Origin of the sequence: Microbacterium sp. ACRRU (genome assembly GCF_022346945.1) — a bacterium.
Taxonomy (GTDB): Bacteria; Actinomycetota; Actinomycetes; order Actinomycetales; family Microbacteriaceae; genus Microbacterium; species Microbacterium mcarthurae.
Map to the genome: position 1 here is coordinate 35,008 of NZ_JAKRNI010000007.1, position 12,094 is coordinate 47,101.

Here is a 12,094-nt window from a genome sequence, read left to right on the forward strand (position 1 = left end):
CTCAGTTCGCGGTGACGCTCAGACGCGGCGCGCTCGGAGCGGACGGCGCCACCACCTGCAGACCCACGCGGACCGTCTGATCGGGGGCGAGCGATCCCGCCCACCCGTCGCCGCGACAGGTGATCGTCGACGACCGGATGCCACATGTCATGCCCCACGCGTTGGTCACCGCCGTCGCCCCGGGCGATTCCCACGACACCGACCATGACGCGACCGGTCCGGTGGCGCGCACCGTGAGTTCGCTGACGTAGCCGTCCCCCCACGCGCTCTGCGGGATCCACGTGACGGCGACCGCGGGAGAGGAACCGGCGGTGGGTCGGGGCGTGGGAACGGGCGTGACCGTGGGTTTCGGGGAGACCGAGGGACTGATCGTCGGTTTCGGAGACGCGGTGGGGGTCACCGTGGGCTTCGGAGAGGCCGTGGGCTTCGGGGTCGCGGTCGGTGAAGGCTGCGGCGCGGGCGTGAGGATCGGACGGAGGGCGGCGAGTTTCGCGATCTGGAGAGTGCGCCAGTCGTCGGCGACGAGGCCGCCCGTGTCTCCGCTGTTGGGGTTGAACGACCAATAGGCGTAGCTGATCCTGCGCTGCGCCAGGTAGTCGACGAGCGTCGCCAGCCACGCTCTGTCGCTCGCTGTCTCGAGCTTCGTTCCGAACTCGCCCAGCAGCACCGGTGCGATGTTCTCCTTCGCGAGGTACCCCCAGTTGGCATCCCAGACGGCGGGGAGGTTCGCCGGGTACCGCGGGTCCGAGAACCACTGCTGCGCGTACACCGATGCCGGGTAATCATGGGGCGAGTAGACGACGCGGTTCTTCACCGACAGGTTCACGGGAGCGGACCGGACGTCCTTCAGCCCGCCGCCCCACCACGTGCTCGTGCCGTCGTTCTGCCTTTCGACACCCTCGACGATGACGAGGAGCCGAGGGTTGACGGCCAGCACCGCATTGCCCGCACGGGTCGCGGCGGCGCGCCAGTCGCGAGCCGGGTCGCCGCAGTTCCAGCACGCGGGGCCGTGCGGTTCGTTGTGGAGATCGACGCCGATGACCGTGGAGTCGTTCTTGTAGCGGGCGGCGAGCATCGTCCAGTCGTCGATCCACCGCTTCTCGGGGTACTGCGCGGTGTACCAGAGCTCGCTCTGCGCTCCCGAATCCGGCCGGTGGCGGTCGAGGATCACCGACAGCCCGTGCGCCTTCGCGCGGGCGATCACGGTGTCCATGAGCTTCAGCGGGGTGAGCGAGACCAGGCCGGGGTTGGCGTTGGCGTCGATCGATGTGGTGCGCCCGGCGGCGAGGCATTCGTTCGAGAAGGGCAGACGCACGGTGGTGAAGCCCATCGCCGCGATCTTGGCCAGACCCTCATCGAGCGGGATGGACCACAGCCCGTGCGGGGCGCAGTTCGACGTCTCCATCCCGAACCACGCGACGGCCTTGATCGTGTACGGGGCACCCGTGGCGGTGACGATGGTCGCACCGCGGGTGGAGAGCCAGCCCGGCAGACTCGCGGCCGAGGCGGCCGGAGCCGCCACCACGCCCGCCAGCAGCAGACCGGTCACAGCGGCGACCGCGGCGAAACGCGTCCACACGCGTCTCAGCGCCGTGTGCCGTTCCGTCATCTCCGCCCCCGCTCGTCCCGGTCATCGTAGCGGTCCGCGCGGCTCGCGGAACGCCCGCGCGATAGCGCCAATCCCGGCGAGCGGTGCGCCCTGTGCACGACGAGGGCGAGGTGCAGGGCGGCCACGACCTCGCCGTCATCGAGGTCGACGCCCAGCAGGCGCTCGGCGAGGTCGAGGCGCTGGTAGAACACCGACCGCGACACGTGCGCGGCCGCCGCGGCCGCCGTGCGGTTGCCGGGGTGGGCGACGATCGCCGACAGCGCCGCGAGCAGATCACGGCGCCGTGCGGGCGCAGCGGCGAGCACCGGCGCGAGGAGGCTTTCGCCGTGTTCGAGGAGGCGGTGATCGCCGCGCAGCGACGATACGAACCGGACGAGCGGATGCCGGATCACCCAGTGCACGGCCCCCTCGCGGAGGTCGCCCACCTCGGCGAGGTCCAGGGCCTGCTCGAGCGAGTCCAGCACGCGCGGCACGGCGTCCTCCGCGGCAGCGCCCTCCACCCGGGGGCCTACCGATACCCGCGGGGGCGGTCCGTCACCGCGCAGCCGGGCGTGGAAACGGTCGGCGGCCGCGCCGGCGAACGCCGTCGCCGAGGGAACGGCCACGAGCACCGGCATCCATCCCGCGGCGCGCTCGTCCGCGCCTCGCGGAGAGCCACACAGGGCGCGACCCCCGACGACGTCCGCGGCGGCCTCGACGTCTTCGGCGGCGGCTCCGTCGATCGCCAGGCCGAGAAGCGCTGTTCCGGGCAGGTCGATGCGCGCGGCCCCGAGCAGCGCGGCGACCTCGTCGGCGGAGCCGTAGCGACCTCCGAGCAGCGCGTCCATCAGACGACGTCGCCCCAGACGGGCCCAGTCGTCGCCGTCCGGGTCGGCGAGACGCCCCAGCGCCAGCGCCGTCGCACCCTGCTCGAGCACCGCGCGGCGCCCGGCGGGATGTCCGGGGCCTGCCAGCGCGACGAGCGTCGCCCAGCGGATGCCGCGCGCCTCGACCGGCACGATGGAGCGGCCGTCGTCGCCGTCGTCACCGAGCCGACGCGACCGTTCCTGCCAGTCGCGCAGCACGGCAGGGTCGGCATCCGCGAGCCCTGCCACGATCACCTCGTGCGCGAGCGACTCCAGGACGACCGGCGCGCGCAGCGTGTGCGCCAGACGCTCGACGATGTAGTCGGCGGGCGCGCCGCGCAGCGCCAGCGAGGTGAAGAGCGTCCGCACGTCGTCGCGGGCCCGCAGTGCCGCCGTCTGGTCGTCGATGATGCGCCGGTGCACCTCCTCGGTCACGCTCACGAACTTGATCTCGCGGTGCAGGGCGATCAGGGCGAGCCCGGCGGCGGAGGCGGCTTCGACCACGACGGCCGGGACGTAGCGGTAGTGCGCGCCGAGTTCGATCACCACTCCGACCAGCCCCGCCCGGACGAACTCGCCCACGAGCGCGCGAAGCTCCGCCGGTTCCGCCGGCCACGCCGACGCGGTCGTCAGCAGCAGCTCGCCCCCTTCGAGCAGGCGCGCCACCCCGGGGCTGTCCGAGACGTGGACCCATCGCACGGGGGCCGACAGCGCCGCCCCTCCCACGAGGACCTCGGGCGCACCGGCGGACAGGGCCGAAGACTCCAGCACTTCCGCGAGCGGTGGGAGCCCCCGCTCGAGGAGAGCATCGGGCGCATCCGGACGATCTGTTCGGGAACGCCCATCTTCGCGACGATCAGCCACGCGCGTTCCCCCGTTTCCGTGCCGCAGAATCGGCAGTGAACACCCTACGACGCTTCCGGTCGATCTGTCCGGCCCGGCGCATTTCTCGAGGAGGATCCGCATGACCGTCATCCACCACCACATCGCCGGCACGGCGCGCGGCGAATCGGCACGCACGGGCGATGTCTTCGACCCCGCCACGGGCAGGGTGCAGGCGCAGGTCGCCTTCGCCTCGACGGCGGAGGTGGAGGAGGCGATCGCGGCCGCGAAGGCCGCACTCCCCGGGTGGCGGGCGACGAGCCTCATCAAGCGGGCCGACGTGTTCTTCCGCCTCCGTCACCTCCTCGTCGAACGCACCGACGAGCTCGCCGCGATCATCACCGCCGAGCACGGCAAAGTCCTCTCGGATGCCAAGGGCGAGATCAGCCGGGGAATCGAGAACGTGGAGTTCGCCGCGGGCCTGGTGCACCTGCTCAAGGGGGAGCACGCCGAGCAGGTCAGCCGCGGCGTGGACGTGCACTCGGTGAAGCAGCCCGTCGGCGTGGTGGCCGCGATCACGCCGTTCAACTTCCCCGTGATGGTTCCGCTGTGGATGACCGCCTCGGCGATCGCGTGCGGCAACACCGTCGTGCTCAAGCCCAGCGAGAAAGACCCCTCGGCCGCGATCTTCCTCGCGAAGCTGTACGAGGAGGCGGGGCTCCCGGCCGGTGTCCTCAACGTCGTGCACGGCGACAAGGTCGCCGTCGACGCGCTGCTGGACTCCCCCGACGTCCGCGCCGTGAGCTTCGTCGGCTCGACCCCGATCGCCAAGTCCATCTACTCCCGCGCCGCCGAGAACGGCAAGCGCGTGCAGGCCCTCGGCGGGGCCAAGAACCACATGGTCGTCATGCCCGACGCCGACCTGGACTCCGCCGCCGACGCCGCGGTCTCGGCCGCCTACGGCTCCGCCGGCGAGCGCTGCATGGCGGTGTCGGTGCTCGTGGCGGTGGGCGACGAGGTCGCCGACGCGCTCGTCGAGAAGGTGGCATCCCGCATCCAGGGCCTGAAGATCGGCCCCGGAACGGATGCCGCGAGCGAGATGGGTCCGCTCATCACGCGCGAACACCGCGACAAGGTCGCCTCGTACGTCACCGGCGCGGCGGGGGAAGGCGCCGAGGTGGTCGTCGACGGCACGACGCAGCAGTTCGACGGGGACGGCTTCTTCATCGGCGTCTCGCTCGTGGACCAGGTCGCCCCCGGCATGAAGGTGTACGACGACGAGATCTTCGGACCCGTCCTCTCGGTCGTCCGCGTGAAGACGTACGACGAGGCCGTGGAGCTGATCAACTCCAGCCCCTTCGCCAACGGCACCGCCGTGTTCACGCGCGACGGCGGCACGGCCCGTCAGTTCGAGTTCGACATCGAGGTCGGCATGGTGGGTGTCAACGTGCCCATCCCGGTTCCGGTCGGAGCCTTCTCGTTCGGCGGCTGGCGCAACTCGCTCTTCGGCGACTCGCACATCTACGGCCCCGAGTCCATCCACTTCTACACGCGCAGCAAGGTCGTCACGACCCGCTGGCCCGACCCCAGCGAGAGCCAGATCAGCCTCGGCTTCCCCAGCAACCACTGACCCGCGGCATCCGGAAAGGAACGACCATGACCCTGACCTCCCCCGACCTCGCCGCCGACGCGCAGGTCCGCGCCGACGACCGCGCCCACGTCTTCCACTCGTGGAGCGCACAGGCGCTCATCGACCCGCTCCCCGTCGCCGGCGGCGAGGGCGCGACGTTCTGGGACCACGCCGGTAACGGCTACCTCGACTTCTCGTCGCAGCTGGTGAACCTCAACCTCGGCCACCAGCACCCCGACCTGATCGCGGCGATCCAGCGCCAGGCCGGTGAGCTGGCCACCATCCAGCCCGCGATGGCCAACGGCACGCGCGGCGAGCTCGCCCGCCTCATCTCCGAGGTCGCGCCGGAGGGCTTCTCCAAGGTGTTCTTCACCAACGGCGGAGCGGATGCCAACGAGAACGCCGTGCGCATGGCGCGCCTGGTGACCGGCAAACGCAAGGTGCTGGCGATGTACCGCAGCTACCACGGCAACACCTCCACCGCGATCACCCTCACCGGTGACCCGCGGCGCTGGGCGAACGAGCCCGCCGATGCGTCGGTCGTCCACTTCTTCGGTCCGTACGCCTACCGTTCGGCGTTCCACGCGTCCTCCGAGGAAGAGGAGACCGCGCGCGCCCTGCAGCACCTCGAGCAGACGATCATCCTCGAGGGTGCGTCGACGATCGGCGCGATCATCCTCGAGACCGTCGTCGGCACGAACGGCGTGCTGGTCCCCCCGCCCGGCTACCTCCCGGGCGTGCGGGCGCTGTGCGACAAGTACGGCATCGTCTACATCGCCGACGAAGTGATGGTCGGATTCGGCCGTATCGGCGAATGGTTCGCGATCGACGCGTTCGACGTCGCGCCCGACCTCATCACTTTCGCAAAGGGCGTGAACTCGGGCTACGTGCCGCTGGGCGGAGTGGTGATCTCGGATGCCATCGCGAGCCACTTCGACACCGTGACCTTCCCGGGTGGTCTGACGTACTCGGGGCACCCCCTCGCGTGCGCCCCCGGTATCGCCACGTTCGAGGTGTTCCGTCGCGACGGGATCCTCGAGCGGGTGCGCGACCTCGGCGAGCGCGTCGTCGGCCCGCGTCTGCACGAGATGGCCGAGAAGCACCCGTCTGTCGGCGAGGTGCGGGGCCGGGGCCTGTTCTGGGCGATCGAACTCGTGCGCAACCGTGAGACGCGGGAGCCGCTCGTCCCCTTCAACGCCGCGGGGGCCGACGCGGCGCCGATGGCCGCTTTCGCGGCGGCGTGCAAGAAGGCGGGCCTGTGGCCCTTCACGCACTTCAACCGGGTCCACGTCGCTCCCCCGCTCGTCATCTCGGAGGAGGATCTGGTGCGCGGGCTCGACATCATCGACGAAGCCCTCGCCGTCGCCGACGGGGCGGCTGCGGCATGAGGGTTCTGCGAAACGTCGTCGACGGTGTGTCGGCCGCCTCGGCCGGGCGCCTGCTCGACCTCGTCAGCCCCGTCACCGGAGAGGTGTACGCCCAGGCGCCGTGCTCGACCGAGGAAGAGGTGGATGCCGCTTTCGCCGCGGCGTCGCGCGCTTTCGCGTCGTGGCGACTGACGACGCCCGCGGTGCGACAGCTCGCGCTCTTCCGGCTCGCCGATGCGCTCGCCGACCACGCGGAGGAGTTCGCCGATCTCGAATCGGAGGACACCGGCAAGCCCCGCGCGACGCTGGTCGCCGACGAGATCGACCAGTCCGTCGACCAGCTGCGCTTCTTCGCCGGAGCCGCACGCGACCTCGACGGACGCGCGGCCGCCGAGTACGCGGAAGGCTTCACGTCCTACGTGCGGCGCGAACCGATCGGCGTGGTGGCGCAGGTGACACCGTGGAATTACCCGCTCAACATGGCGATCTGGAAGATCGCCCCCGCACTCGCCGCCGGGAACACCGTCGTGCTCAAGCCCAGCGAGACCACACCGCAGACCACGGTGCGTCTGGCGGAGCTGGCATCCGAGATCCTTCCGCCGGGGGTGTTCAACGTCGTCCTCGGCGACCGTGAGACCGGTCGCGCCCTCGTCGAGCACCCGACGCCGCAGCTCGTGGCGATCACCGGCTCGGTGCGCGCGGGCATGCAGGTCGCCGAGTCCGCGGCGCGGCAGGTCAAGCGCGTCCACCTCGAGTTGGGCGGCAAAGCGCCCGCCATCGTCTTCCCGGACGCCGACCTGGATGCCGCGACCGCCGGAATCGCGCAGGCGGCGTTCTTCAACGCCGGTCAGGACTGCACGGCGGCGACGCGCCTGCTCGTGCACGCCTCTCTTCACGACGAGCTGGTCGAGCGGCTCGTCGCCTACGTCGCGGACCACGTGCGCGTGGGCGCCCCCGACGACCCCGCGGCCTTCTTCGGACCGGTCAACAACTCCGACCAACTGGCACGGGTGCGGGGATTCATCGATCGACTGCCCACGCACGCGCGCGTCGTGACCGGCGGCACGCGCGTCGGGGACACCGGCTGCTTCTTCGCGCCCACGATCGTCACGGGCCTGCGGCAGGACGACGAGCTCGTGCAGCAGGAGGTGTTCGGACCGGTCCTCGCGGTGCAGTCGTTCGACGACGACGGTGAGGCCCTCGCGCGGGCCAACGACGTGCCCTACGCGCTCGCGGCATCCGTCTGGACCCGCGAGCACGGCCGGGCGATGCGCTTCAGCCGCGACCTCGACTTCGGGTGCGTGTGGATCAACGCCCACATCCCCTTCGTCTCGGACATGCCGCACGGGGGGTTCAAGCACTCCGGATACGGCAAGGACCTCTCGGTGTACGGCTTCGAGGACTACACGCGCATCAAGCACGTGATGTCGAGCCTGGCCTGAGCTCAGACGCCGGGCGTCCCCGTCTCCTCGGCGGCGTCCGGCGTGTCGCCGCCCCGGGCCGCGTCCGGCACCGTCGGTGCCGTGCGCAGTGCGTTCACGCGGCGCGCATGTCCCACCGCGCCCTCGAACCCGGCATCCGGGTCGTCCATCAAGGCCCCCGTCGCGAGGGCGTGCACGCGGACGTCCTCATCGTCGGACTCCGCCGCCCTGTCGACGGTCGGACGCGCGTCCTCGCCGATCATCACGAAGGCGCGGCTGAGGCTCCGGCGCGTCTCGATCTCGCCCCGACCGAAATGCTGAGCGAGCGCGGCGGCGAGCGCGGTCCGCTCGGCATCGGGCACGAGGCCCGCCGCCGTCCGCCACGCCGCGCGCGCGACGGACGGCTCCTCGTCGTGCAGAAGGGCGGGTGTGATCGCCGACCACGTGTCCGGGTCGCCGATCTTCGACAGCGTGTGCAGCCCCTGGCTGCGGGCCTGCGGAAACGGCGAAGCGAGCTCGGGCAGCACCGCGGAGATGACCTTGGCGGTGTCGTGGCGAGTCAGCGCCCACGTGAGCATGTCGCGCACGAAGAAGTCGGGCTCGACCGCGCAGCGATCCACGAGCACCTCGATGAACACGTCGTCCGGGCGCGTACCGGCATCCATCGCCGCCCGCAGGCGCAGCGAAGCGTCGTCCCGCTCCAGTGCGGCCCGAAGGCCTGCCGTGATGTCACCGTCGGCCATCCGTGGCCCTCCGTTCGTCGCCCCGCCCAGCTTGACACGCGCCGACGCCAACGGCGCCGTTCGGCAGGGAATGACCCGCGAACGACGGTTTCCGCAGTGTTACGGTTCGAGAAGACTCGATTTCATCATTGAGTAACCGACGAGACCGCTGATACCGTCGCCCCATCATGAGCATCTCCGCGGAACGGCGTCCGGTTCTCGACAGCGTGTCGAAGGCCATCGTCGAGCAGCTGCAGGAGGACGGCCGCCGCTCCTACGCCGAGGTCGGCAAGGCCGTCGGCCTCAGCGAGACCGCCACTCGCCAGCGCGTGCAGAAGATGCAGGACGCCGGCATCCTCCAGATCGTCGCGGTCACCGACCCGCTGCAGCTCGGCTTCGCCCGCCAGGCGATGATCGGCGTTCGAGTCTCCGGTGACACGCGGGTCGTGGCGGCGGAGATGGCCGAGCTCCCCGGCGTCACCTACGTCGTTTCGACCGCGGGTTCGTTCGATCTGCTCGTCGAGGTCGTCTGCGAGAGCGACGACGACCTCATCGACCTGCTCAACGATCGCATCCGGTCGCTTCCCGACGTGGTGGCGACCGAGACGTTCGTGTACTTGAAACTCCACCGACAGCTCTACAACTGGGGAACGCGATGACGCTTCACGAAATCGACCTGCAGTCCGACCTCCAGGCGAAGGCCCGCGACCACCTGTGGATGCACTTCGCGCGCCAGTCGGTGATGACCGACGGACCCGGCGTTCCCATCATCGTCAAGGGCGAGGGACACCACATTTGGGATGCCGCGGGCAAGCGGTACATCGACGGCCTCGCGGGCCTGTTCGTGGTCAATGCCGGTCACGGTCGTCGCCGCATCGCCCGGGCCGCCGCGAAGCAGGCGGAGGAGCTGGCGTTCTTCCCGCTGTGGTCGTACGCCCACCCGGCCGCGATCGAGCTCGCCGACCGCCTCGCCCATCTCGCCCCGGGCGACCTCAATCACGTCTTCTTCTCCACCGGCGGTGGAGAGGCGGTCGAGACCGCGTTCAAGCTCGCCAAGCAGTACTGGAAGACGCAGGGCAAGCCCACCAAGCACAAGGTCATCTCCCGCGCCATCGCCTACCACGGCACGACGCAGGGCGCCCTCGCCATCACGGGCCTGCCCGTGATGAAGCACATGTTCGAGCCCGTCACCCCGGGCGGTTTCCGCGTGCCCAACACGAACTACTACCGCGCCGCGGAGTCCGGCTTCGGCGGCGGGACGCCCGAGGAATTCGGCCTGTGGGCCGCCGATCGCATCGAGCAGATGATCCAGTTCGAGGGCCCCGAGACGGTCGCCGCCGTGTTCCTGGAACCGGTGCAGAACGCCGGCGGCTGCTTCCCCGCCCCGGCCGGATACTTCCAGCGCGTGCGGGAGATCTGCGACAAGTACGACGTGCTACTCGTCAGCGACGAAGTCATCTGCGCGTTCGGACGCCTGGGCTACTACTTCGGAGCCGAGGCCTACTCCTACCAGCCCGACATGATCACCTTCGCCAAGGCCGTCACGAGCGGGTACTCACCGCTGGGCGGCACGATCGTGAGCGACCGCGTGTACGAGCCGTTCGCGCACGGCGACTCCTCCTTCCCGCACGGATACACGTTCGGCGGGCACCCGGTCTCGTCCGCCGTCGCGATGGAGAACCTCGACGTGTTCGAAGAGGAGGGGCTGTTGCAGAACGTGCGCACGAACTCCCCCGTCTTCCGTTCGACGCTCGAGAAGCTGCTCGATCTCCCCATCGTCGGTGACGTGCGCGGCGACGGGTACTTCTTCGGCATCGAGTTGGTGAAGGACAAGGTCACCAAAGAGACCTTCGACGACGACGAGTCCGAGCGGCTCCTGCGTGGATTCCTCTCCAAGGCGCTCTACGACGCCGGGCTGTATTGCCGCGCCGACGACCGCGGCGACCCCGTCATCCAGCTCGCTCCGCCCCTGACCATCGGTCCGTCCGAGTTCGACGAGATCGAGCAGATTCTGCGCTCCGTCCTCACCGAGGCCTGGACGCGCCTCTGACGCGGAAGCGGATGCCGCCCCACCCCGGTGGCATCCGCTTCTTCCTCACCCGCTCCCACCCGGAGCGGTGCACCGCCGCACCACCCGACATCACTCGCCCCGGTCGGATCCGCCCGATCCCGACCCGCCCCTCAAGGAGTAGCCACGAACGAGAAAATCGGTGCCGCCGTGTCGGCGCCCTCTGCCTCGGGCGCGAAGCTCGCCCGCACCCTGGGACTCTGGTCCATCGTGGGTCTGGGTCTGGGTTACATGACCCCGACCGTCGTCTTCGACACCTTCGGCCTCGTCGCCGAGGAGACCAACAACGTCGTGCCCGCCGCGTACGCGGTCGCGCTCATCGTGCTGGTCTTCACCGCCGTCAGCTACGGAAAGATGGTGCGCGCCATCCCCAGCGCGGGCTCGGCGTACACATACGCTCGCGAATCGATCCACCCGGGCGTCGGTTTCGTCGTCGGCTGGACCGCGCTCATCGACTACATGCTTCTGCCGATGGTGAACGCGCTCATCCTCCGCAGCTACATGGAGGCGCTCTTCCCCGACATCCCCGGTTGGATCTGGGTCGTCGTCTTCACCGCCGGCGTCACCGGCGTCATCTACATGACGATGCGTGGCACCTCGAACGTCAACATGATCCTGCTGGTGTTCTCGATCCTCGTGATGGCAGTCTTCGTCGTCATGGTGGTGGTGCAGCTGGTGGGCGGCGCCGGAGCCGGCACCCCCGTGTCGCTGACCCCCTTCGTCCACAGCGAGGTGCAGTTCGGTGCGGTGCTCGCGGGAGCCACGATCGTGTGCTTCTCGTTCATCGGGTTCGACGCGGTGTCGATGTACTCGGAGGAGGCGAAGACCCCGAAGATCATGCCGCGCGCGATCGTGCTCACGCTCGTCGCCGGTGGCGTCATCTTCCTCATCGCCTCGTACGTGACCCAGCTGCGCTTCCCGGACTCGGCGGCGTTCCCGCCCGAGGCGATCGAGGACAGCACGCTGCCCGAGATCGGCGTCCAGGTGGGCGGGCCGGTGCTGCAGGCCGTGCTCACGGCCGCGGGTTTCGCGGCGACGCTCGCGTCGTGGCTGGCCTCGCACGCCTCGGTGTCGCGCATGCTCATGGTGATGGGCCGCAACAACGTGCTGCCGCGCCGCATCTTCGGATTCATCAACCCCAAGACCCACACCCCGACGCTCTCGATCATCATCGTGGGCCTGGTGAGCCTGTTCGCGATCTCGTTCACCCTCGAGCAGATCGCGGCGTACATCAACTACGGCGCCCTGATCGCGTTCACGTTCGTGAACATCTCGGTGATCGCCTGGTTCGCGATCCGGCAGGGGCTCCGCAAGACGCCGGGCGACATCTTCCGGTACATCGTGATGCCCGGTATCGGCATGCTCCTCACGGGTCTGCTGTGGGTGAACCTCGACGGTCACGCGCTCGTCGGCGGTCTCATCTGGACGGGCCTGGGCGTGGTGTACCTCGTCATCCTCACCCGCGGGTTCCGGCGCCCCATCGCGTCCTTCGACGAGAACCAGCCGGTCACGGGCGTCAACAAAACGGTTCCGGGTCCGCGCTCGGAGATCTGACACGCCCCGCCTCGGCCGCGGCATCCGTCCCTCGATGGATGCCGCGGCCTTCGCGT

9 protein-coding genes are annotated in these 12,094 nt (G+C 69.9%); 6 read left to right on the forward strand and 3 right to left on the reverse strand.

Features of this window, described 5'->3' with window-relative positions:
• Nucleotide 1: 1 nt before the first annotated feature.
• Both MHY30_RS05865 and MHY30_RS05870 read right to left on the reverse strand, forming a co-directional pair.
• Nucleotides 2–1,609, reverse strand: a complete 1,608-nt coding sequence (locus MHY30_RS05865; RefSeq protein ID WP_239275943.1) for a cellulase family glycosylhydrolase — start codon at nucleotides 1,607–1,609, stop codon at nucleotides 2–4.
• Nucleotides 1,606–3,225 (reverse strand): PucR family transcriptional regulator, encoded by a 1,620-nt coding sequence (locus MHY30_RS05870; protein ID WP_239275944.1) that lies wholly within the window; start codon nucleotides 3,223–3,225, stop codon nucleotides 1,606–1,608. Before MHY30_RS05870 ends, MHY30_RS05865 begins: the two co-directional genes overlap by 4 nt.
• A 193-nt stretch (nucleotides 3,226–3,418) precedes the next feature.
• Between MHY30_RS05870 and MHY30_RS05875 the strand changes: the two genes are divergently transcribed.
• Genes MHY30_RS05875 through MHY30_RS05885 form a run of 3 tightly spaced genes read left to right on the forward strand, consistent with a single transcriptional unit; the run spans nucleotide 3,419 to nucleotide 7,715 of the window.
• Nucleotides 3,419–4,906 carry a CoA-acylating methylmalonate-semialdehyde dehydrogenase gene (locus MHY30_RS05875; protein WP_239275945.1) on the forward strand — a complete coding sequence of 496 codons (1,488 nt, stop codon included), beginning with the start codon at nucleotides 3,419–3,421 and terminating at the stop codon, nucleotides 4,904–4,906.
• Nucleotides 4,907–4,932: 26 nt separating this feature from the next.
• A complete protein-coding gene (locus MHY30_RS05880; protein WP_239275946.1) occupies nucleotides 4,933–6,294 on the forward strand; it encodes an aspartate aminotransferase family protein in 1,362 nt (453 codons plus the stop codon).
• Nucleotides 6,291–7,715: an aminobutyraldehyde dehydrogenase gene (locus tag MHY30_RS05885; RefSeq protein ID WP_239275947.1), complete on the forward strand. Its 1,425-nt coding sequence runs from the start codon at nucleotides 6,291–6,293 to the stop codon at nucleotides 7,713–7,715. Before MHY30_RS05880 ends, MHY30_RS05885 begins: the two co-directional genes overlap by 4 nt.
• A gap of 2 nt (nucleotides 7,716–7,717) precedes the next feature.
• Here MHY30_RS05885 and MHY30_RS05890 read toward each other — a convergent pair whose 3' ends face one another.
• Nucleotides 7,718–8,437: a HEAT repeat domain-containing protein gene (locus MHY30_RS05890; protein WP_239275948.1), complete on the reverse strand. Its 720-nt coding sequence runs from the start codon at nucleotides 8,435–8,437 to the stop codon at nucleotides 7,718–7,720.
• 167 nt (nucleotides 8,438–8,604) lie between these two features.
• Between MHY30_RS05890 and MHY30_RS05895 the strand changes: the two genes are divergently transcribed.
• The 3 genes from MHY30_RS05895 (at nucleotide 8,605) to MHY30_RS05905 (ending at nucleotide 12,038) form a co-directional block, all read left to right on the forward strand.
• The gene (locus tag MHY30_RS05895) at nucleotides 8,605–9,075 is read left to right on the forward strand and encodes an Lrp/AsnC family transcriptional regulator (RefSeq protein WP_239275949.1); all 471 of its coding nucleotides are present in this window, start codon (nucleotides 8,605–8,607) and stop codon (nucleotides 9,073–9,075) included.
• Nucleotides 9,072–10,466: an aspartate aminotransferase family protein gene (locus MHY30_RS05900; RefSeq protein ID WP_239275950.1), complete on the forward strand. Its 1,395-nt coding sequence runs from the start codon at nucleotides 9,072–9,074 to the stop codon at nucleotides 10,464–10,466. The genes MHY30_RS05895 and MHY30_RS05900 overlap by 4 nt, the downstream gene beginning before the upstream one ends.
• A 168-nt stretch (nucleotides 10,467–10,634) precedes the next feature.
• Nucleotides 10,635–12,038, forward strand: a complete 1,404-nt coding sequence (locus tag MHY30_RS05905) for an APC family permease (RefSeq protein WP_308192649.1) — start codon at nucleotides 10,635–10,637, stop codon at nucleotides 12,036–12,038.
• The last annotated feature ends 56 nt before the right edge of the window (nucleotides 12,039–12,094 follow it).

Coding starts and splice junctions, on each gene's coding strand:
- MHY30_RS05895 (WP_239275949.1), top strand. CDS start 8,605: ATGAGCATCTCCGCGGAACGGCGTCCGGTTCTCGACAGCGTGTCGAAG.
- MHY30_RS05890 (WP_239275948.1), bottom strand. CDS start 8,437: ATGGCCGACGGTGACATCACGGCAGGCCTTCGGGCCGCACTGGAGCGG.
- MHY30_RS05865 (WP_239275943.1), bottom strand. CDS start 1,609: ATGACGGAACGGCACACGGCGCTGAGACGCGTGTGGACGCGTTTCGCC.
- MHY30_RS05880 (WP_239275946.1), top strand. CDS start 4,933: ATGACCCTGACCTCCCCCGACCTCGCCGCCGACGCGCAGGTCCGCGCC.
- MHY30_RS05885 (WP_239275947.1), top strand. CDS start 6,291: ATGAGGGTTCTGCGAAACGTCGTCGACGGTGTGTCGGCCGCCTCGGCC.
- MHY30_RS05900 (WP_239275950.1), top strand. CDS start 9,072: ATGACGCTTCACGAAATCGACCTGCAGTCCGACCTCCAGGCGAAGGCC.
- MHY30_RS05875 (WP_239275945.1), top strand. CDS start 3,419: ATGACCGTCATCCACCACCACATCGCCGGCACGGCGCGCGGCGAATCG.